An 18,921-nucleotide genomic window follows, 5' to 3' on the forward strand; every position below is an offset into this window, starting at 1 on the left:
GATGCCGACCAACTTCTACTCGACGGTGCCGTCCGCGTCCAAGCACGCACTGGCCGCGCTCGCCCTGACCGGCGGCGGCCGCATCGGGGTGCACCGCGATCCGGTGTACGTCCGGGCACTGGACCCGGCACCCTCCCGGCGAGTAGCGCTGGTCAGTGGCGGCGGCGCCGGACACGAGCCGATGCATGCGGGTTTCCTGGGCCGGGGCGGCTTGGATGCGGTATGCCCCGGCGAAGTGTTCACCTCGCCCCACAATCGCCAGATCCATGCCGCCAGCACCGAAGTCGCCCGCGACGGCGGTGTGCTGCACATCGTGAAGAACTACACCGGCGACGTGCTGAACTTCGCGATCGCAGCCGAACGGTTACGCGGTGACGGGATCGAAGTGGACCGGGTACTCGTCGACGATGATCTCGGTTCCGAGGGACAGGAGGTCGGCCGGCGCGGGACCGGTGCCACCGTGGTGGTCGAGAAGATCCTCGGCGCCGCGGCCGATCGCGGGCTGTCGCTGGCGCAGCTCGTCGAGCTCGGGCGGGAGGTGGTCGGGGCGTCCCGCTCACTGGCGGTCGCGCACCGCGCCGCCACCACACCCGGTGCGGACCAACCGGCCTTCGATGTCGAGCCGGGCGCCCTGGAGTACGGCGTCGGTATCCACGGTGAGGCGGCCCGCGAATCGATCCCGCGCCCCGCCCTCGACGAACTGGTCACCCGGATGGTCGGCGAGCTGCTCGACAGTCTCGGTCCGACCGATGCCGGTGTACTGGTCCTCGCCAACGGGCTCGGCGGAACCGGCGACCTGGAGCTACTGCACATCCTCGCCGAGACCGAGCGGGCCCTGTCCGAACGTGGTGTGGCACTGCGCAGCGCGGTATCGGGAACCTATGTCTCCGCCCTGGACATGGCCGGTTTCTCGATCACCATCACCGCGGTCGGTGCCGAGCAGTGGCTCGACGACTGGTGCGCGCCGCACGCGACCGCTGCACTGCCGTCACCGGTGCCGGCAGACACCACCTTCACCGGCACCGAGGCCGCGCCCACCACAGGTGAGCCGTCGGCGTGGCTGCGTGAGCTGGCCGCCGACGTCGCCGAACTCCGGGAGCAGCTCAACGATCTCGACCGGCGCGCCGGTGACGGGGATATCGGCACCAACCTCGACAATGCGCTGCAGGCCGCCGTGCGCCGGGGCGCCGGGGCCGACGCGGATCTGGCCGCCGATCTACAGGCGCTCGGATCGGCGTTCTCCGAGGACGTCGGCGGTTCCAGCGGCCCGCTGTTCGGGCTGGTCCTGACCCGGGTCGCAGCACAGGTCGGATCGAATGACCAAACTGCACATGCCGATTCGGCGGCGCGCGGGCTGCGCGACGGGGTCGAGGCGATCAGCCGTGCCGGCGGGGCGCGGGTCGGCGATCGCACCATGGTCGACGCACTGCACCCGGCCGGTTGGCAGGATGACGCACCGCGCACCGCACTCGACGATGACGCGCTGGAGGCGGCGTTGGCCGGTGCCATCGCCACCAGCACCATGGTCGGTAAACGCGGCCGGTCCAGTTACATCGGCGAAAAGGTGCTCGGCACACCCGATCCCGGCGCACTCGCAGTGGTGTCGGTACTCATCGCAATCGTCGAACGGATCGACGGCGGCACCCGCCGCGATACTTTGCGCTCCCGGCTCACAGACCAGTTGCGCGGCTGATATCAGGGCTGTTTGACCCATTTCCCGGCATCGCCGACGATGCCTACCGGGACCGCGCCGCTCAGGCTCACCCCGGCGACCCGCGGACCGGCGGCCACGATCGTGGTGTCCTGCAGGATCGGTAGCACGGTGGACAGCTCCCAGAGCCGCGGCTCGACGGCGTCGATCACCTTGCCGATCTCTTCGGTACCGCGTAGCGCTGCGTCGATCCTGGGCTGGATGCTGCGGTCGCAGATTCCGGTCAGGTTACTCGGCGCCTGCACCAATTCCCCTGGGCCGCCTGGCGGTTCGGGTGTCGCCGTGCCCGTCGTGGTCGTGGTGGTTGCTGTCGGGGTGGGTGTCGGGGTCGGCGAGGACGACGCCTTGGGCATCGTCGTGGTGACCGTGACACTCGGGGTGGGCGTGACGGTGGAGATGGCGGTGGCCTCCAGCGCCGGGCAGCCGTACCGCGAGGCCAGGGCGGTGGCCAGATCGCCGCCGGCATGATGCCAGCCGACGATCGCGTCCACCGAATTGTCCACCAGCGCTTCGCCGTAGAGCACCACCGGATCCATTGCCGACACCGACGCCGCGATCCCGACGCTGCGCAACTGGTCGGCAGCGGTGTTGGCGACCGCGATCGAGGTGGGGTCGTTGGCGGCCACACCGAGCACCATGGTCAGTGGTTCGCCGTCCTTGGTGAGCTGGCCGCGCGCCTCATCGGGGGCCGGGGTGCCCGGCGCCGAGATGGCCGTCGGCGAGACCGGCACGACCTGATAGCCGGCGTCGGCCAGCAGCCCGAGCGCATCCTCACGGGACATCGCCCGAGGTGCGGTCGGTACGTAACCGGGGTCCGACGGTGAACGCACCTGCGCCTGCGCCAATGTCACCGTGTTGTCCGACCCGGCGCCGACCGCGGCCAGCAGATCGACATCGATCAACCCGAACAGCGCCTTGCGTACCCGCAGATCGGTCAGCGCCGGCTGCTGCGCGCGCAGCGTCAGCTGCATGACCCGCGGTGTCACGATGCGCGCGGTCCGCACATCCGGGATCGCCGACAACTGCGCGAAGGCGGCCTGCCCGCCGTGCACCTGTGCCACCTGGGTGTCCCCGTTGCGGATCGAATCAGCAAGGGCCGCAGGCGAACCGCCGCGACGGAAGAGGATCTCATCGGGTGCGGCGGGTTGGCCCCAGTACCGGTCGTTGCGAGCCAGCAGGATCTCGTCGCGCTGCGGGTCGATGCTCTCGACCCGGAACTGCCCGCCGGTCACCGGCATGGCCCGCGCCAGCCCGGCGCCGAAGCTGCCGGGCATGTCCTTGACGATGTGGGCGGGCAGGATGTCGTTGAACAGTTCGCGCCACGCCGGGTAGGGCTGGGCGAACGTCACGACCGCGGTCTTGCCACCCTCGACCGACTGGACACCGGTGATCAGGTCGTAGCCGGCCGGGTCGACGACACCGGGCACGCTGACCATCTGCCGCCACAGGTACCAGAAGTCGTCGGCGCCGATCGGTGCGTTGTCGGTCCACGCCGCCTCGGGCCGGATCTTGTAGGTGACGGTGAACGGCTCCTCACTGGTCACCTCCGCCGACACCAACAGCGTGCGGTCCATCTCCCACCGCGACCCGGTCGGGGTCGTCGGATCTTCGATCGGCCGGAACGCACTCGGCAGCACCAGCGCGGCGACCGCGGCGTTCACCGAGGACTGATCCGAGAGCAGGTGCGGGTTGAACCCGGCGCCGACCGCGTCGATGGCCATGATGATCTGCATGGCCTTGGCCGGTGGTGGCGGTGTGCTCTGGGTCGTCTCGGTGCTCTGCGGCGCCGGCGGCGGGCTGACGGTGCAGCCCGCCAGGACCAGCGCCGACATCACGGCCACGAGCACACTGAATCGGTGTCGGGCTGTCGGCACGAGATTCAGAGTATCGGCTAGCTGTTCGCCTGCTGCTTGGCGCGCGACTTTGCCCTGGCCCGCAGGCTCGCGGTGAGTTCGACCTTGCGCACCCGCACGATCTCGGGGGTGACCTCGACGCACTCGTCCTCGGCGCAGAACTCCATGGCCTTTTCCAGGTCGAGTTCCAGCGGCCGGGCCAGCGTCTCCATCACGTCGGCGGTCGAGCTGCGCATGTTGGTCAGCTTCTTCTCACGGGTGATGTTGATGTCGAGGTCCTCGGCGCGCGGGTTGATGCCGACCACCTGACCCTCGTAGGTTTCCTCACCCGGCTCCACGAAGAACTGGCCGCGGTCGGCGAGCTGGATCATCGCGAACGGAGTGATCTGACCGCTGCGATCGGAGACCAGCGAGCCGGTGTGGCGGGCCCGGATCTCGCCGGCCCATGGCCGGTACCCGTCGAACACGGCGTTGGCGATGCCGGTGCCGCGAGTCAGCGTCAGGAAGTCGGTGCGGAACCCGATCAGGCCACGGCTGGGCACGATGAAGTCCATCCGCACCCATCCGGCGGCGTGGTTGGTCATCTGCTCCATGCGGCCCTTGCGGGCGGCCATCAACTGGGTGATGGCGCCCAGGTGCTCTTCCGGGCTGTCGATGGTCAGCGCCTCGAACGGCTCGTGCAGCTTGCCGTCGATGGTCTGGGTGACCACCTGCGGTTTGCCGACGGTCAGCTCGAACCCTTCGCGGCGCATCTGCTCGACCAGGATGGCCAGCGCCAGCTCACCGCGGCCCTGCACCTCCCAGGCGTCCGGGCGACCGATGTCGACGACCTTGATCGACACGTTGCCTACCAGCTCGGAGTCCAGCCGGTTCTTGACCATGCGCGCGGTCAGCTTGTGCCCGGACACCTTGCCGGCCAGCGGCGAGGTGTTCGTGCCGACGGTCACCGAGATGGCCGGCTCGTCGACGGTGATGCGCGGCAGCGCGTGCGCGTGGTCGGGATGCGCGAGGGTGTCACCGATCATGATGTCGGGCATGCCCGCGACGGCGACGATGTCCCCGGCCACGGCCTCATCGGTCGGGGTGCGTTCGACGCCGACAGTGACCAGCAGTTCGGTGATCTTGGCGTTGGTGATGACGGGATGCCCGTCCACCTCACGCATCCAGGCGACCTGCTGGCCCTTCTTGATCTTGCCGTTGTAGATGCGGACCAGGGCCAGTCGGCCCAGGAACGCCGACGCGTCGAGGTTGGTCACCAGCGCCTGCAGCGGGGCCTCGGGATCACCCTGCGGCGGCGGGATGTGCTCCATCAGCACGTCGAACAGCGGATCCAGGTTCTCGCCGTCCGGGTTCTCGCCGTTGGCGGGTTCGGTGGTGCTGGCGATGCCGGCGCGACCCGAGGCGTACAGCGTCGGCAGGTCCAGGGCCTTCTCGGCCGCCGCCTGGGCGGCCTCGTCCAGGTCGGAAGCGACGTCGAGCAGCAGGTCGTGGCTTTCCTCGACGACCTCGGCGATGCGGGCGTCCGGCCGGTCGGTCTTGTTGACCACCAGGATCACCGGCAGGTGCGCGGACAGCGCCTTGCGCAGCACGAAGCGGGTCTGCGGCAGCGGTCCCTCGGAGGCGTCGACCAGCAGCACCACACCGTCGACCATCGACAGGCCGCGTTCGACCTCGCCACCGAAGTCGGCGTGGCCAGGGGTGTCGATCACGTTGATGACGGTGACGGTGCCGTCGGCGTTGTGCCGGTGCACCGCGGTGTTCTTGGCCAGGATGGTGATCCCTTTTTCTTTTTCGAGGTCACCGGAGTCCATGATGCGTTCGGTCGAGTCGTCGCCGCGGTGCGACAACGCACCGGACTGCCGCAGCATGGCGTCGACCAGGGTTGTCTTACCGTGGTCGACGTGCGCGACGATGGCTACGTTGCGAAAGTTCGGGCGAGAATCCACGTAGGTGATTGTCGCAGTGCGGGTACCCGATCACGAAAACGACCGGGTTCATCGGAAGGCGTGCGTGAAGAAGCTGTTGTCGGCCAAGCCGAAGAAGAAGTGCTGTCGCAGCAAGCCGCGCTGCAAGAAATGCCCCCTGGTGCTGCACAAGGTGCAGAAGGCCGCCCACAACGGGATGCGCGGCAAGGAACTGGAGAAGGTGTACAAGCTCGCCAGAAAGGCGTAGTGAGCTGGGCTGATACCTGTTTCAACCAGCGCGACCGGCGTACCGTGTAGGTATCCGTCCTGGTGTATTGGAGGTATCCGATATGACGGTTTACGCGGCCCTCACCGTGGCCCTGATCGCGGTGCTGGCACTGGCCACCACCGCGGCGATCTACATCGGTCTGTTCAACTGGTTCGGCAGTGCCTTCGTGGTGCGGTGTGCCGCATGTCACCATCTGACACTGTCGTCGAGGCGGTCGCCGCAGGGTTCCTGCCCACACTGCCGGCATCCGGCGCTGCTGCACCCGATCTATACGGCCGGGCACCGCGGCGAGGCGGTGCGGGTGGTCGGCGACCGACTGCACTACTGAGCGATTTGTGGCGTCTTACCCGGACACACTCCGGGTAGAACGCCACAAATCACACGTCACGGGTACTCCATCAGCAGCATGACGCGGCCCGCGGCGGGCGGGTCACCGATCGTCTTCTTCAGCACGCCGACCAGATCGGGCACCGACAGCGCCTCGGCGAGAGGCAGTGCGTCGCCCCCGGTTTCGAGGTCGACGAGCACGCCGGCACCAGCATGGTTGTCAGCACTGCGCCCGGTCCCGCGCGGCGCCCAGTACACCGGTTCGGATGCCAGACGGTCCCGCACCCGGAAGAACTCCCCCTCGTGCCCGTAGGCGTCGTCGGCGGTGACCACGGGCAACTTGTCAATGGTCCGCAGTTCGTCCCACCACAGGTAGGCGATGGGGATACCGCCGATCGCGTAGATCATCACCACCGGCTTCCAGGCGGGCGGGGGGCGTTGGCGCAGCTCGACGCCATGCATGTTCTCGACGATGTCGACACCTCCGCCTTCGACGGGTTGCGCCGGGTCGCGCAGACGTGCGGCTGGTGGTGGCCCTACCGCGTCGGGGCGGCGCTCTGCGATCCGTCGACGCGCTTCGAGGTCGACGGGCGGCGTGTGACGCTCGAGTTCGCCGACGGTCGGACGGTGCGGACCTGAGATTCTTGGCAAACTCTCAGTATTATCCAATTAACTTATACGTCAATACATCTCGGCGCCCGGATGCGCAGGTGAGAATGGAAACGCCTGTTGCACTCGAAACCAGTTGGTAACGTTCGCAAATCCTGCGCGATGTAACTCAGCGACCAGAGCGGTCCGATTGTGACGAAGGGTTTGTGCCGATGACTGTGACCACCCGAAGCCTGCGGCGAATGGCCACCAAGCTGACTGTTCTCGGCATCGGAACCGCCGCCGTCGCTGCGGCGTTCGTGACCATCGGTACTGCCACCGCCACGACCGCCGGCGCCGAGGTCACCGAGGTCAAGCCGCGTCCGATCGTGACCAGTCGGCAGGCCGTCCTCATCGACAAGAATGCCCTGCGTCGTTCCGGGCAGGGTGTGGCTCGTGGGGCGCTCGCCGAGAACCGGCGCGCCGGGGCCGGTGGCGTGCACGCCCAGGGCGAGGTCCGCGACAGTGTGATCGCCGTGCCGGGCACCTCGTCGGCACCGTTCGGGGTGGGCCGCGACGCCCAGTTCCGCCAGGGCGCGCCCATCGGCAGCTGGTGAACCAACCCTGACCGACGATCCACGGCGCACCTGGATCGGCCACGGTCTCTCCACGGCCCCGGCCGATCGTGATCGTGCCGAGCTCGGGTCCTGGGAAGCCGTCGAACTCGCCGGCGCCCGGATGACCGGGCAGGTCCCCATCTGGGTGCAGTCCCCGCTGGCCGGGGCGCTGGCCGGATTTCGACCGGCTACGCGATGAGATCCGGATGTACGCGTGGAATCGGGCCTGGGAGGTCATCGGCGACCCGGTCTATTCGCAGGGCTGGGAGCCGAAGTCGGTGCGCTCGGGCGGATTTGTTCGAGGAGAACCTGCCGCACTGGGAAGACGCGCTGTTGGAGGGGTAGTTCGGTGCGGGTGTCATGGCCGCGTTCGATTCGCTCGACGGTGTGGACACCGCACCGTTCAACGGGATCCGCCGCGCCGCGGACAGCTGCAGCTGGTGGTGGTCGCGGAAGTCGTGTGCGGGCTTCTGCGAGCGGCCGTCGGTCATCGAGGTACGCGGCGAGCGGGTGCACGTCGAATTCCCCGACGGCTGGACCGTCGACGCCTCGGTATCAGGCGTTCAATGCCGCGGCCAGCGCCGGCACCCAGGCCCGGTCGGCGGGCACCCAGGCCAACCCGTCGAGATCCGCGGCACGCACCCAGCGCAACGCGCGATGGTCGTGTGGGTGCGGACTGCCCGATGCCAGCGTCACCAGGTAGGCGCGCAAGATCGTCGTCACGCTGAGCGACACGTCCGCACCGAGGCGGGCACCGACGGCGACCTCAACCCCGAGCTCCTCGTGTAGCTCGCGTGCCAGCGCCTCGGCGTCGCTCTCCCCCGCCGCGACCTTACCGCCGGGCAGCTCCCACAGCCCGGCCAGCTCAGGCGGGCGTTTTCGCTGTGCCACCAGCAGCGCGCCATCCGAAATCAGTGCCCCCGCAACGACAATCTGCCCGGTCATCGCGCTCGACGGTATACCGTCGGATGTATGGCTGTATTGACGAACGACCAAGTGGACGCCGCACTACCCGGTCTGAGCGGCTGGGAACGGGTCGACGGCGCGCTGCGCCGCTCGGTGAAGTTCCCGGCGTTCCTGACCGGGATCGATGCCGTCGGCCGGGTGGCCGAGCTGGCGGAAAGCAAGGACCACCACCCCGATATCGACATCCGTTGGCGGACGGTAACTTTCACCCTGGTGACACACTCCGAGTGCGGTATCACCGACAAGGATGTGGAGATGGCCTCGGAGATCGATCAGCTGCTCGACGGGTAGCCACCATCCAGCCCAAGGTGGCCAGCGTGGCCACCGGGTAGACCAGTCCCGCCCACGCCAGCTGCCACGGCCGGCCGATCTCCCAGATGGTCGGCTGCGCGAAGCTGAGCAACCACGGCACCCCGACCAGCGTCAGCGCCAGCCAGCCCCAGCCAAGGACGCGTGCGCCCAGCAGACCCCGCAGCGGGCCGTGCAGCAGCCAGATCATCAACGGGATCAGCCACACCCAGTGATGCGTCCAGGAGATCGGCGACAGCAGCAACCCGAACAGTTGGACCGTCACGATGCCGCCGAGCCGGTCATCGGTGCCGATGGCCCGCCAGGCCAACACCGCCAGTACCGCGGTGAGCGCCAGCGCGATCAACACCACCGGTCCGTAACCGGCGTCGTGGCCGAGAATGCGTGAGATGGCGCCACGCCAGGATTGGTTGAACGAGGTGCCGATCGGCCCGACCCGGCGCGCATCGCCGAGCAGATCGGTGAAGTAATAGCGCGCCTGCTCCCCGACCACGAGGGCAGACAGCCCGATCGTGGCGAAGAAGACGACGGCCGAGAACACCGCCACACCCCAGCGCCGCACCCCGACGAAGTACAAGCCCGCCACCGCCGGGGTGAGTTTGACCCCGGCCGCCAGTCCGACCAGGAGCCCCGAGAGCCACCATCGGGTGCTCTGCACCGCCCACAGGACGGCCAGCACCAGCAGCACGTTGATCTGGCCGTAGTCGAAGGTGCTGCGCAGCGGTTCGGTCCAGATCCCGACGGCGGTCCAGACCATCGCCGGGCGGGTGTCCTTGCAGCCGAGGAGATTCAGACTGATCCGCACCACGCCGTACAGCGCGGCGAAGATCCCCAACTGCCAGACGAGAGCCACCACGTCGAACGGCAGCAGGCTCAGCGGATAGATCACCACCGCCGCGAACGGCGGATAGGTGAACGGCAGCGGGAAATCCGGGGTCTGCTCGGCGTAGACGTAGTCGTACAGGGCGCCCGGGGTTTCCAGGGTCTCGGCACCACCGACGTAGACGTGCAGGTCGACGAAGTTGGCACCGTTGGGCACCAGGTAGGTCCAGGCGAGCCGGGCGGCCACGCTGACCACCAGGAGCAACGGCGCCCAGCGGTAGAGCTGCGCCGTACGTGAGGGCTCGCGGTTCGTGTTTACCGGCCTGACTCTATCGACCGCGCGCGCCGGCACCCGCCACCCGGTGAGCACCGAGAACTCGATCAGGTCACGGTCACGGGGTCGGCGATCACCATCGGCACACGCCTCCGTAACGGTTGAATAAACCACACTCCTGTCACTTGAGTAACACCAGTAACTCGCTACCTTCGGTTTCAGACCTGCCGCCAACGAAACGGGGAGAACCGTGTCATCCATCAGAAAACTGTTCGCCACCAGCATGATTGCCGGTGCCGGTGCGGCCGTGGCCGCCCTGACCCTGAGCCCGGCCGCTGCCGCCGAGCCCGCACCGGCAGTGCCCAACCCGCCGGCCATCCCCGGCGCGCCGAATGTGCCGTTCGCGCCGCAACTGGCGGGTCTGCAGACCGTCGCGCCGCAGATCATCCAGGGTGTGGCGTCGGTGCTCACCGGTGGTGGGCAAGCCACCAGCACGCTGCCCGTCGACCCGATCACGCCGGTCGGCGCGCCGCTGGATCCGACTGCCGCGCTGCCGGCCGCCGCCGCTCCGGCCGCTGCTGCCGCCCCCGCCGCGGCGATGGCCGGTGTGCAGAACCTGGTGCCGGGCCTGGCCGGGCTGATGCCGGCCGGAACCCCGCTGGCGGGTCTGCTGCCGCAGACCGGTGCCGCCACCCCGGCCGCCGCACCCGCCGCGCCGGGCGCACCCGCGGCCGGTATGCCGACGCCGTCGGATGCCGCCCAGTCGATCGTGCCGATGTTCGTCCCGCTGTCCGGCCTGCCCTGATCGACAACCAGCCGACCGAAATCATCACCTAGCCAGGGGGAGTCATGCCATCGATCCGGACCACACTGACCAGCACCACGGCCGCCGCGCTGGTGGTGCTGGGCGGGGGCTCCGTGATTCCAGCCCACGCCGAACCGGCGGCTCCGTTGCCGGCGCCGATCAACGGCCTGCAGGCACCCGGGCTACCGGCGATGGAGACTCTCGGACCCGCCATCCAGCAGGCTGCCGCCAATCCCGGTGACGCAGCCTCGATGTTGATGGCGGCCGCCGCCGCATTCGCGGGAAATGCGGCGGCTCCGGCTGATTCGCAGAACATCTCGATGGCGGTCAACCAGTTCGCGTCCGCGCCGCAGGAGCACATTCCTGCGGCCGGCGCGGGCGCCCAGGCGCATCTGCCCGCCGGAATCAACCCGGCCTACTCGGTGGGCCCGGTGCCCGAGGCCGCGGTCGGTGGCGTCGACGCGCCGGCCCCCGAGGCCGTGGTCGCCGCACCCGTCGAACCGCCCGTCGTACCCGCACCCGAGGTCGTGCCGCCCGCGCCGGAACCGGCGCCGCTGGCTGCCGCCCCCGCGCCCGCCCCGGCGCCCGGTGCCGTTCCGGACTACGGCCCGGACGCGCCCACCACCCAGGACTTCATGTACCCGTCGATCAGCAACGGCTGCGGCGTCGACGGCGGCAATGTGCTGGCCACCGCCATCTCGGTGGCGGGCCCGGCGAAGATCCCGGCACCCGGTCCCGTTGCGGGCCAGACCGCCTACGTGTTCACCGCGATCGGCACCCCCGGCCCGGCAGCCGAGCAGAAGCTGCCGCTCAACGTCACGTGGGTGAACCTGACCACCGGAAAGTCGGGCACCGCGACGCTCAAGCCGCAGGCCGATATCAACCCGGCCGGGCCGACCACGCTGACCGTGATCGCCGATACCGGCTCGGGCAGCATCATGTCGACGATCTTCGGTCAGGTCTCCACGACCGAGAAGCAGTGCCAGTTCATGCCCACCATCGGGTCGACGGTGGTGCCGTAGTTCGTCGGCCTAGTAGGCCATGAACAGGATCATCTCCCGGTCGTATTCACGTCCGGGATGCGATTCCGACAGGTGTGCCTGTGCCTTGGTCACGAGGTCGTCCTCGTCGGTGCCCTGAATAGCCTCGCCGCAGGGGCAGTTCAGATGTGTCTTCGCCATATGTCCACAATCGCATACCCGTAAGGATGGTGAGCATGGATATCTACGACGTCATGCGGACCACCGGTGCGGTGCGGCAGTTCACCGGGGACCCGCTGCCCGACGAGACGCTGAACCGGATCCTGGACAATGCCCGGTTCGCCCCGAGCGGCGGCAACCGCCAGGGCACCCGGGTGGTGGCGATCCGGGACCAGGCGACCAAGGAGGCGCTGGCCGATCTGAGCGCCACCGGGTCCCGGCGTTATATCGCGCAACAGCGCAACGGCGAGAGCCCGTGGAATCCGTTGCACCCCATGGGCGTGTCGGACGCCGACCTGGCCGCAGTGAAGGTGCCGCGGGCCGCGCAGCTGCTCGACGCCGAGGTGGTGCTGGTGGTCTGCGTGGACCTCGGGGTGGTGGCCGCATTCGACCAGAACCTGGACCGTATCGGCGTGGTGCCGGGTGCGTCGGTGTACCCGCTGGTGTGGAACATCCTGCTGGCCGCCCGTAACGAAGGTTTCGGCGGTGTGCTGACCACGATGGCGATCGCCGAAGAGCCCGCGGTCAAGGAACTGCTGGGCATTCCCGACGACTACGCGGTGGCCGCGGTGCTACCGCTGGGCAAACCGGTCAAGCAGGTGCGCAAGCTGACCCGGAAACCGGTCGAGGAGTTCGTCACCCGGGAGCGGTTCGACGGCCCGGCGTTCTAAGCCTCACCGCGACGGTGCCGTAATCAGGCCTTCGCGGCCTTGGCGGCAGCCTTCATCTTCTTCTTGTACGCCCGCACTTCTTGAAGCGACCCGGCGTCGACGACATCGGCCACCGACATGTGGGTGCCGGCCTTGCCGTAATCGCCTGCCGCGGCCCGCCAACCCTTCGGGGTGACGCCGTACTGCTTGCCCAGCAGCGCCAGGAAGATCCTGGCCTTCTGGTCCCCGAACCCGGGCAGTCGCTTGAGCCGACGCAGCACCTCGGCACCGTCGGGGTCACCCGCGGTCCACAGCCCGGTGACGTCCCCGGCGTACTCGTCGACGACGGCCTGGGCCAGCGCCTGCACCCGCTTGGACATCGAACCCGGGAAGCGATGGATGGCCGGGGTTTCCGAGCACAGCGCGGTGAACTCGTCGGGGTTGTAGTCGGCGATCACCCGGGCGTCGACCTCACCGATGCGGTCGGCGATCTTCTTCGGCCCGGCAAACGCCACCTCCATCGGGATCTGCTGATCCAGCATCATCCCCAGCAGCAACGCGAACGGGTTGGCCTCGAGCAGGGCGTCGGCGGCCGGGTCTTGGACCAATTGCAGGGTGGGCACCCGGCCAGTCTAGAACCGCGAATCGGCCGACGGTGTCGGTGCAGTGTGCGAACGTAGTCCTCTGACCAGCAGGAGCCCGGAGGAGAACGTCATGAAACGCGTGATCGCACCACTTGTCGCGGCGGTGGCCGCCTCGATCGCGTTCGCCGGAGTCGCCCAGGCGATCCCCGAGCAGGGCACCCCGGAGTTCAACGAGTACATCGCCGGCCTGCAGCGCAACGGCTACAACCTGAACCCCGACACCGCCTGGCGCGCCATGCACCAGGCCTGCGTCGGTGGCCTGCCGGGATACATCGGACTGGAACTGGCCGCCCAGGGCGTCATCGGCCCCGGCGCGCAGGAGCGGGTGTTCGACGTGGCCAGGAAGTACGCCTGCCCGGTGCAGTAGCCGCGCCAGCATAGGGTTGGCGCCACGATGTCGGGTCAGTTCGCATGGGCGCTGGCGGCGGCGCTGCTGTTGGCGGCGGCCGCGGCCGTGGTCGTGGTGCGCACCCGGCGCGTTGTCGCGACACCCACCGAACGCGCCGTGCACGCGGCCCTGCACACCGCCTCGCTGGCCGCCCGGGCACTGCGCCGTGGCCTGGACACCGAATCCGCCGCCACCGCAGCGCCGTTCCTGCGCGATCTCACCGGTACCGACGGCCTCGGCCTGTTCGACGGTGACGGCGTGTTGCTGGCCACCGATCCCGCCGACAAGTTCATCTGGCGGCCGGAGATCGCCGATATCTGCGCCACCACCGCCGCCGACTCGATCGGTGGTGAACGCCGGGTGCTCAGCAGTGCGGGCCCGCACACCGTCATCGCCCAGCCACTGCTCGCCGAGTCCGGTGATGTCCTGGGGGTCCTGGTGGTGGTCACCACCGGCACCCCCGGCCCGGGCATGCTCGGCGCCATCGGTGAGGTCGCCCGCTACGCGGCCAGTCAGATCGAACTCGCCGAACTCGACGCCTCCCGCGCCCGTCTGGACAAGGCCGAGGTGCTGGCGCTGCGCGCCCAGATCAGCCCGCACTTCATCTACAACGCGCTCAACACCATCGCGTCGTTCGTGCGGACCGATCCCACCCGGGCCCGTGAATTGATCCTGGAATTCGCCGATTTCACCCGCTACTCGTTCCGGGCAGCCGGGCAGTACACGACGCTGGCCGACGAACTGCGCAATATCGACCGGTACCTGACGCTGGAACGGGCCCGGTTCGGCACGGCGCTCACGGTGCGCCTGCAGGTCGCCCCCGAGGTGCTCAACGTGGTGGTGCCGTTCCTGGCACTGCAGCCGCTGGTGGAGAACGCCGTGCGGCACGGACTGGCCGGCCAAGGCGGCGGCTCGGTCGAGATCATCGCCAACGACGCCGGTTCCGACTGCGTCATCACCGTCGAGGACGACGGCGCCGGAATGGATCCCGACACCCTGCGCGCCGGGCACGGCGACGCGCTGGCCGCCCCACCCGATCCCCCGGTCGCTTCGCTCCAGCCCGCCGGAACCGACCAGTCCGCCCACGTCGGCTTGACCAATGTCGACCATCGGCTGCGGGCGGCCTTCGGCAACGATTACGGTCTGGTGGTCGAGACGGCGATCGGGGCAGGAACGAAGGTCATCATGCGGGTACCGAAATTCCGTTCCGGGGTGCGCGCCGACGGGGGCTTCCCCGCATGACCAAGCTGACCGTGCTCGCCGTCGACGACGAGGCCCCTGCCCTCGACGAACTCGCCTATCTCCTGGGCGAGCATCCCTGTATTGGCACCGTGTACACCGCCGGTGACGCCACCTCCGCGCTGCGCGAACTCAACCAGCACAGCATTGATGCGGTATTCCTGGACATCAACATGCCCGGCCTGTCCGGGATCGAACTGGCCGGGGTGCTGACCAACTTCGCCAGCCGACCGGCGGTGGTGTTCGTGACGGCCCACGATGACAAGGCCGTGGCGGCCTTCGATGTCGGCGCGGTGGACTATCTGCTCAAACCGATCCGGCAGAACCGCCTCGACGAGGCGGTCCGGCGGGTGGTGACGGCCCGCACCAATGAACCACCGGCGGAGGACGTTCCGGACTCCGATGTCGTACCCGCCGAACTGGGCGGGATCACCCATCTGGTGCCGCGGGACAGCATCGGCTGGGTCGAAGCCGAGGGCGACTACGCTCGCCTACACTCCGCGACCGGCGCGCATCTGGTGCGAATACCGTTGAGCACCTTGGAAACCCGCTGGCGCGATCACGGATTCCAGCGCATCCACCGGTCGTATCTGGTGTCGCTGCGGCTGGTCACCGGACTGCGGACCGCAGACGGCGCGGTACTGGTGCGACTGCGCGCCAACGGCTCGTCGGCCGCCGTCGAGCTGCCGGTGAGCCGACGCCAGGCCCGCGAACTGCGCGACCGCCTGGTCCGCGACCCGATGCGCAACCTCAAACCCGCGGGCACCGATGAATGACCGCCCGCCCAGGCAGCGCGTGGTGCTCGCCCATCGGCGCGGTGCCCGGATGGTCCGCACCCGGGTCGAGGTCCAGGAACAGACCCAGGTCGGCGACGCCCTGGTGCGGGGCCTGGTGCGCGCGCAACTCGGCCTGGCCCTGCGCCTGTCCGTGGTGGTCGTCTGCGCCGTCGCGGGCATCCTGGCGCTCACCTCGACGGTGCCCGACCTGACGGTCCTGGGCATGCGGCTGAACTGGTTGCTGCTGGCGGTGATGTCCTTTCCGATGCTCTACGGGGTGGGCAGCCTGTACGTGCGGCTCGCCGAACAGGCCGAGCGCGATTTCGTCCGCGTCGTCGACAGCGAACCGTGACCGGCTCCCCGCTGACCGCGGCCGCGCTGCTGGCCGCGGCGATCGCCACCGTGGTGATCGGCAGTTGGGGGGTGCGCCTGTCGCGCACCACCTCAGATTTCCTGGTGGCCTCGCGCAGCGTGGGCCCGCGCTGGAATGCCGCCGCGATCTCCGGTGAATATCTCTCCGCGGCATCGTTTCTCGGTGTCGCCGGGCTGATCGCCAAGTACGGCGCCGACGCCCTGTGGTACCCCGTCGGGTTCACCGCGGGCTATCTGGGCCTGCTGTTGTTCGTCGCCGCGCCACTGCGCCGCTCCGGCGCCTACACCGTCCCGGATTTCGCCGAGTTCCGGCTCGGCTCACCGCGACTGCGCAAGGTCGCCATGCTCGTGGTGGTGGTGGTCTGCCTGTTCTATCTGGCCCCGCAGTATCAGGGCGCCGGACTGGCGCTGAAAACCCTTCTCGGCATGCCGGTCTGGATCGGTCCGGTACTCGTCGGCGGCATCGTCATCACCAATGTGGTGGGCGGCGGCATGCGGTCGATCACGTTCGTGCAGGCCTTCCAGTACTGGTTGAAGCTGACCGCGGTCGCCATCCCCGCCCTGGCCCTGCTGGGGCTGTTCATCAGCGACCGCGGCGATCTGGGCGGGCCGCTGCCACCGAGTGTCGAGCTGCGGACCACCGTGCAGATCGAGACCGATGTTGTGGTGCAGGTGCTCGACCCGGCCGGTATCACGGTGACCGGACAGTTGGACGGAACAGCGGTGCACGACAGCAGCTTCGGCTCACCCGGCGAGCACACGTTGGGTGCGGGCACCAGCCTGATGCTGGAAGCTGGGGCGGCGACACCGGTGGTCGCCGGGACACCGAGCACCGGAAGCGAGTGGATCACCTCGGGCACCGGACTGGGCGGCGGGCATCCGCTGTATCAGGTGCTCTCGATCATCATCGCGACATTCCTGGGCACCATGGGGCTGCCGCACGTGCTGGTGCGGTTCTACACCAATCCCGACGGCCGGGCCGCGCGCCGGACCGCGCTGGCGGTCATCGCCTTGCTCTCGCTGTTCTATCTGTTCCCCATCATGCTGGGCGTGTTCGCCCGGCTGTATGTCCCGCAGTTGCTGATCACCGGAACCGCCGATGCCGCAGTGCTGTTGGCGCCGGGATCGGCGATCGGCGGGATCTTCGGCCAGCTGCTGGCGGCGCTGGTCGCCGCCGGTGCCATCGCGGCATTCCTGGCCACCTCATCGGGACTGCTGGTCAGTATCGCCGGCGCGCTGGCCACCGATGTGCTGCGCGGGCGGGTCCGTGATTTCCGGGTGGCCGCGGTGATCGGCGGGCTGATCCCGATCCCGTTGTCGCTCATGGTGTCCGATCTGGAGCTGTCCCGCACCGTCGGCCTGGCGTTTGCCGTCGCCGCCTCAACCCTGTGCCCCCTGCTGGTGCTCGGCATCTGGTGGCGCGGGCTCACGGCGGCCGGCGCGGCCTGCGGACTGGTGGTCGGCGGGCTGGTCTGCGGCGGCGCGGTTCTGGTGGCCATCACCGGTGGCGTCGACGAGAGCGTGCTCGGCGGGTGGCCGGCGGTGATGGTGGGCTACCCGGCGGCGGTCAGCGTGCCGGTGGCGTTCGCCACGATGATCGGCGTCAGTCGGTTCACCCGGGCCACCCCCGAGGTCGCGCAGATCTTCGCCCGCATGCACGTGCCCGAACGTCTCGGCATGGGCCTGGAGCGCCTGCCCCGCGAATCCCCCGAGGTGTAACCTTACGGCCGTTTACCTATACCGAAGGGGTGCCGATGGCGGGACGACGACGTAATGCCCGGGGCGAAGGCGCGCTGCTGCGGGACGAGCTACTGGCCGGCGCCCAGCGCATCCTGGAGCGCACCGGCAACGAGGACGATGTCACCTTGCGGGCCGTCGCACGCGAGGTCGGCATCTCGGCACCGTCGATCTACGCGCACTTCGCCGACGGTCAGGCGATCGTCGACGCCCTGGTGCAGCAGACGTTCGCCGAACTGACCGAACTGCTGGAGAAGGCCCGCGACGAGGCTCCCACCGAGGACCGGCTGTTCGCCGTCTGCCTGGCCTACATCCGCTTCGGACTGGACCAGCCCGAACGCTATCTGACGCTGTTCGAGCGACGCCGCAGCCTGGAACGCGCGCGTCAGCTTGTTGACACCGGCCACGATTTCGCCACCACCAAGGGCGCGGCGGCGTTCGCAATCCTGGTCGACGAGCTCCCGGGTTCCGAGGCAACCTTCGAGCGCGCCACCCTGTTGTGGACCGGCATGCACGGTTACGTCACCTTGCGCGCCAGCTCCCCGCTGTTCCCCTGGTTCGCCGACGACGACACCGTCTGCCGTGAGTTGATCAACCGCATGGCGGAATAAACTTACATCTGTATAGTTACATCCGTAAGGTTACTAACCTTCCGGAGGGATCCCAATGCCCACAGCCCGTCGCTCGATCCCATGGCTCGCCGTGCTGCTGACCAGCCTTGCCGTGGCCGTCTACGCCCCCAGCCAGTACTTCACCGACACCCTGGCCGCACTGGCCGACAACGACACCGGACTCGCCTCGACCTACGCCGATCGGCCGGTCGCCATCCAGGTGGCCTTCTACATCCACATCGTGTTCGCGGGCCTGGCCCTGCTGATCGGCGGCTTCCAGTTCTCCAAGCGCCTGCGCCGCCGCACACCGCGGCTACACCGCTGGATCGGACGGACCTATGTCGGCGCGGTGGCGATCGGCGGGGTATCCGCGTTCGCCATGTCGTTCTTCAGCTCGGTCGCCCTACTCGGCTTCTTCGGCTTCGGAACCCTTGCGGTGCTGTGGATCTGGACCACCTACCGCGGCTACCGCAGCGCCCGTGACGGTGACTTCGCCGCCCACCAAGCGTGGATGATCCGCAGCTACGCACTCAGTTATGCCGCGCCGACACTGCGGATGTGGCTGCTGATCCTGCTGGTCATCCAACTCCCGTTCGGCGTGGACCCGGCCACCGCCGCGGTCAACGCCTACGCCCCGGTGCCGTTCCTGTGCTGGCTGCCCAACATCGTGATCGCCGAGATCCTCATCCACCGCCGCGGGCTGCCCGGGTTGGATCTCGGCGCCCTGGCGCGCAACGCAAAAACGCCGCGACCGCTCATCGCCGCCGACTGACCGTTCACCGCACCGCGACCCCGTTTCAGCATGTTCACCTGGGGGAACACTTCGGTTGTGACGTGAGT

General features: G+C 68.8%; 23 protein-coding genes. 16 read left to right on the forward strand and 7 right to left on the reverse strand.

The genetic code is table 11. The features are described from left to right. Position 1: 1 nt before the first annotated feature. The gene (locus ACLBYA_RS01305; protein ID WP_447707543.1) at positions 2–1,693 is read left to right on the forward strand and encodes a dihydroxyacetone kinase subunit DhaK; all 1,692 of its coding nucleotides are present in this window, start codon (positions 2–4) and stop codon (positions 1,691–1,693) included. Between the two features lie 2 nt (positions 1,694–1,695). Here the strand turns inward: ACLBYA_RS01305 and ACLBYA_RS01310 are convergent, their stop codons facing one another. Together ACLBYA_RS01310 and typA are read right to left on the reverse strand one after the other, a co-directional pair. Then, positions 1,696–3,543 (reverse strand): ABC transporter family substrate-binding protein, encoded by a 1,848-nt coding sequence (locus tag ACLBYA_RS01310; protein WP_447707770.1) that lies wholly within the window; start codon positions 3,541–3,543, stop codon positions 1,696–1,698. Between the two features lie 59 nt (positions 3,544–3,602). Next, entirely contained in the window at positions 3,603–5,510 is a 1,908-nt protein-coding gene (gene typA, locus ACLBYA_RS01315) for a translational GTPase TypA (RefSeq protein ID WP_447707544.1), read from the reverse strand. Positions 5,511–5,574: 64 nt separating this feature from the next. Here typA and ACLBYA_RS01320 point away from each other — a divergent pair, with 64 nt between their 5' ends. Together ACLBYA_RS01320 and ACLBYA_RS01325 are read left to right on the forward strand one after the other, a co-directional pair. Continuing rightward, complete coding sequence (locus tag ACLBYA_RS01320; protein ID WP_447707545.1) at positions 5,575–5,736, forward strand: hypothetical protein; 162 nt, start codon at positions 5,575–5,577, stop codon at positions 5,734–5,736. 82 nt (positions 5,737–5,818) lie between these two features. Beyond that, complete coding sequence (locus ACLBYA_RS01325; protein WP_447707546.1) at positions 5,819–6,085, forward strand: hypothetical protein; 267 nt, start codon at positions 5,819–5,821, stop codon at positions 6,083–6,085. A gap of 56 nt (positions 6,086–6,141) precedes the next feature. On the opposite strand, the gene ACLBYA_RS01330 is transcribed toward ACLBYA_RS01325, so the two are convergent. Further along, on the reverse strand, positions 6,142–6,546 hold the full coding sequence (locus ACLBYA_RS01330; protein WP_447707547.1) for a hypothetical protein: 405 nt from the start codon (positions 6,544–6,546) through the stop codon (positions 6,142–6,144). Here ACLBYA_RS01330 and ACLBYA_RS01335 point away from each other — a divergent pair. Next, the gene (locus ACLBYA_RS01335; RefSeq protein ID WP_447707548.1) at positions 6,541–6,723 is read left to right on the forward strand and encodes a DUF6745 domain-containing protein; all 183 of its coding nucleotides are present in this window, start codon (positions 6,541–6,543) and stop codon (positions 6,721–6,723) included. The two genes, ACLBYA_RS01330 and ACLBYA_RS01335, sit on opposite strands and share 6 nt — an antisense overlap. Before the next feature lie 182 nt (positions 6,724–6,905). Beyond that, entirely contained in the window at positions 6,906–7,289 is a 384-nt protein-coding gene (locus ACLBYA_RS01340; protein WP_447707549.1) for a hypothetical protein, read from the forward strand. A gap of 555 nt (positions 7,290–7,844) precedes the next feature. On the opposite strand, the gene ACLBYA_RS01345 is transcribed toward ACLBYA_RS01340, so the two are convergent. After that, positions 7,845–8,234: a (deoxy)nucleoside triphosphate pyrophosphohydrolase gene (locus ACLBYA_RS01345; protein WP_447707550.1), complete on the reverse strand. Its 390-nt coding sequence runs from the start codon at positions 8,232–8,234 to the stop codon at positions 7,845–7,847. Positions 8,235–8,261: 27 nt separating this feature from the next. Here ACLBYA_RS01345 and ACLBYA_RS01350 point away from each other — a divergent pair, with 27 nt between their 5' ends. Continuing rightward, the gene (locus tag ACLBYA_RS01350; RefSeq protein ID WP_447707551.1) at positions 8,262–8,546 is read left to right on the forward strand and encodes a 4a-hydroxytetrahydrobiopterin dehydratase; all 285 of its coding nucleotides are present in this window, start codon (positions 8,262–8,264) and stop codon (positions 8,544–8,546) included. Here ACLBYA_RS01350 and ACLBYA_RS01355 read toward each other — a convergent pair. After that, positions 8,491–9,738 carry a mannosyltransferase gene (locus tag ACLBYA_RS01355; RefSeq protein ID WP_447707771.1) on the reverse strand — a complete coding sequence of 416 codons (1,248 nt, stop codon included), beginning with the start codon at positions 9,736–9,738 and terminating at the stop codon, positions 8,491–8,493. The two genes, ACLBYA_RS01350 and ACLBYA_RS01355, sit on opposite strands and share 56 nt — an antisense overlap. Positions 9,739–9,910: 172 nt before the next feature. Here ACLBYA_RS01355 and ACLBYA_RS01360 point away from each other — a divergent pair, with 172 nt between their 5' ends. Together ACLBYA_RS01360 and ACLBYA_RS01365 are read left to right on the forward strand one after the other, a co-directional pair. Beyond that, positions 9,911–10,465, forward strand: a complete 555-nt coding sequence (locus ACLBYA_RS01360) for a hypothetical protein (RefSeq protein ID WP_447707552.1) — start codon at positions 9,911–9,913, stop codon at positions 10,463–10,465. A 44-nt stretch (positions 10,466–10,509) separates the two neighbouring features. After that, positions 10,510–11,487, forward strand: coding sequence for an Rv1157c family protein (locus tag ACLBYA_RS01365; protein WP_447707553.1), 978 nt, complete (start codon positions 10,510–10,512; stop codon positions 11,485–11,487). Between the two features lie 9 nt (positions 11,488–11,496). Here ACLBYA_RS01365 and ACLBYA_RS01370 read toward each other — a convergent pair whose 3' ends face one another. Then, positions 11,497–11,646 carry a DUF1059 domain-containing protein gene (locus tag ACLBYA_RS01370; protein ID WP_447707554.1) on the reverse strand — a complete coding sequence of 50 codons (150 nt, stop codon included), beginning with the start codon at positions 11,644–11,646 and terminating at the stop codon, positions 11,497–11,499. Between the two features lie 35 nt (positions 11,647–11,681). On the opposite strand from ACLBYA_RS01370, the gene ACLBYA_RS01375 reads away from it, so the two are divergent. Continuing rightward, positions 11,682–12,335: a nitroreductase family protein gene (locus tag ACLBYA_RS01375; RefSeq protein WP_447707555.1), complete on the forward strand. Its 654-nt coding sequence runs from the start codon at positions 11,682–11,684 to the stop codon at positions 12,333–12,335. 23 nt (positions 12,336–12,358) lie between these two features. Here ACLBYA_RS01375 and ACLBYA_RS01380 read toward each other — a convergent pair whose 3' ends face one another. After that, entirely contained in the window at positions 12,359–12,937 is a 579-nt protein-coding gene (locus ACLBYA_RS01380) for an HhH-GPD-type base excision DNA repair protein (protein WP_447707556.1), read from the reverse strand. Between the two features lie 91 nt (positions 12,938–13,028). On the opposite strand from ACLBYA_RS01380, the gene ACLBYA_RS01385 reads away from it, so the two are divergent. Genes ACLBYA_RS01385 through ACLBYA_RS01415 form a run of 7 tightly spaced genes read left to right on the forward strand, consistent with a single transcriptional unit; the run spans position 13,029 to position 18,853 of the window. Further along, on the forward strand, positions 13,029–13,325 hold the full coding sequence (locus tag ACLBYA_RS01385; protein WP_447707557.1) for a DUF732 domain-containing protein: 297 nt from the start codon (positions 13,029–13,031) through the stop codon (positions 13,323–13,325). 27 nt (positions 13,326–13,352) lie between these two features. After that, positions 13,353–14,588: a sensor histidine kinase gene (locus ACLBYA_RS01390; RefSeq protein ID WP_447707558.1), complete on the forward strand. Its 1,236-nt coding sequence runs from the start codon at positions 13,353–13,355 to the stop codon at positions 14,586–14,588. After that, a complete protein-coding gene (locus ACLBYA_RS01395; RefSeq protein ID WP_447707559.1) occupies positions 14,585–15,361 on the forward strand; it encodes a LytR/AlgR family response regulator transcription factor in 777 nt (258 codons plus the stop codon). The genes ACLBYA_RS01390 and ACLBYA_RS01395 overlap by 4 nt, the downstream gene beginning before the upstream one ends. Continuing rightward, positions 15,354–15,713, forward strand: a complete 360-nt coding sequence (locus ACLBYA_RS01400) for a hypothetical protein (protein ID WP_447707560.1) — start codon at positions 15,354–15,356, stop codon at positions 15,711–15,713. The genes ACLBYA_RS01395 and ACLBYA_RS01400 overlap by 8 nt, the downstream gene beginning before the upstream one ends. Further along, positions 15,710–17,452 (forward strand): sodium/solute symporter, encoded by a 1,743-nt coding sequence (locus ACLBYA_RS01405; RefSeq protein ID WP_447707561.1) that lies wholly within the window; start codon positions 15,710–15,712, stop codon positions 17,450–17,452. The genes ACLBYA_RS01400 and ACLBYA_RS01405 overlap by 4 nt, the downstream gene beginning before the upstream one ends. A gap of 35 nt (positions 17,453–17,487) precedes the next feature. Then, positions 17,488–18,081, forward strand: a complete 594-nt coding sequence (locus ACLBYA_RS01410; RefSeq protein WP_447707562.1) for a TetR/AcrR family transcriptional regulator — start codon at positions 17,488–17,490, stop codon at positions 18,079–18,081. Between the two features lie 55 nt (positions 18,082–18,136). Next, complete coding sequence (locus ACLBYA_RS01415) at positions 18,137–18,853, forward strand: DUF2306 domain-containing protein (protein WP_447707563.1); 717 nt, start codon at positions 18,137–18,139, stop codon at positions 18,851–18,853. Positions 18,854–18,921 lie beyond the last annotated feature (68 nt).

The organism is Mycobacterium sp. C31M (genome assembly GCF_053345865.1).

What these genes read in the sequence shown, in the direction of transcription:
- ACLBYA_RS01305 (WP_447707543.1), top strand. Translation starts at nt 2, where the DNA reads ATGCCGACCAACTTCTACTCGACGGTGCCGTCCGCGTCCAAGCACGCA.
- ACLBYA_RS01310 (WP_447707770.1), bottom strand. Translation starts at nt 3,543, where the DNA reads ATGTCGGCGCTGGTCCTGGCGGGCTGCACCGTCAGCCCGCCGCCGGCG.
- ACLBYA_RS01325 (WP_447707546.1), top strand. Translation starts at nt 5,819, where the DNA reads ATGACGGTTTACGCGGCCCTCACCGTGGCCCTGATCGCGGTGCTGGCA.
- ACLBYA_RS01335 (WP_447707548.1), top strand. Translation starts at nt 6,541, where the DNA reads ATGCATGTTCTCGACGATGTCGACACCTCCGCCTTCGACGGGTTGCGC.
- ACLBYA_RS01330 (WP_447707547.1), bottom strand. Translation starts at nt 6,546, where the DNA reads ATGCATGGCGTCGAGCTGCGCCAACGCCCCCCGCCCGCCTGGAAGCCG.
- ACLBYA_RS01340 (WP_447707549.1), top strand. Translation starts at nt 6,906, where the DNA reads ATGACTGTGACCACCCGAAGCCTGCGGCGAATGGCCACCAAGCTGACT.
- ACLBYA_RS01345 (WP_447707550.1), bottom strand. Translation starts at nt 8,234, where the DNA reads ATGACCGGGCAGATTGTCGTTGCGGGGGCACTGATTTCGGATGGCGCG.
- ACLBYA_RS01350 (WP_447707551.1), top strand. Translation starts at nt 8,262, where the DNA reads ATGGCTGTATTGACGAACGACCAAGTGGACGCCGCACTACCCGGTCTG.
- ACLBYA_RS01365 (WP_447707553.1), top strand. Translation starts at nt 10,510, where the DNA reads ATGCCATCGATCCGGACCACACTGACCAGCACCACGGCCGCCGCGCTG.
- ACLBYA_RS01370 (WP_447707554.1), bottom strand. Translation starts at nt 11,646, where the DNA reads ATGGCGAAGACACATCTGAACTGCCCCTGCGGCGAGGCTATTCAGGGC.
- ACLBYA_RS01375 (WP_447707555.1), top strand. Translation starts at nt 11,682, where the DNA reads ATGGATATCTACGACGTCATGCGGACCACCGGTGCGGTGCGGCAGTTC.
- ACLBYA_RS01385 (WP_447707557.1), top strand. Translation starts at nt 13,029, where the DNA reads ATGAAACGCGTGATCGCACCACTTGTCGCGGCGGTGGCCGCCTCGATC.
- ACLBYA_RS01390 (WP_447707558.1), top strand. Translation starts at nt 13,353, where the DNA reads ATGTCGGGTCAGTTCGCATGGGCGCTGGCGGCGGCGCTGCTGTTGGCG.
- ACLBYA_RS01395 (WP_447707559.1), top strand. Translation starts at nt 14,585, where the DNA reads ATGACCAAGCTGACCGTGCTCGCCGTCGACGACGAGGCCCCTGCCCTC.
- ACLBYA_RS01400 (WP_447707560.1), top strand. Translation starts at nt 15,354, where the DNA reads ATGAATGACCGCCCGCCCAGGCAGCGCGTGGTGCTCGCCCATCGGCGC.
- ACLBYA_RS01410 (WP_447707562.1), top strand. Translation starts at nt 17,488, where the DNA reads ATGGCGGGACGACGACGTAATGCCCGGGGCGAAGGCGCGCTGCTGCGG.
- ACLBYA_RS01415 (WP_447707563.1), top strand. Translation starts at nt 18,137, where the DNA reads ATGCCCACAGCCCGTCGCTCGATCCCATGGCTCGCCGTGCTGCTGACC.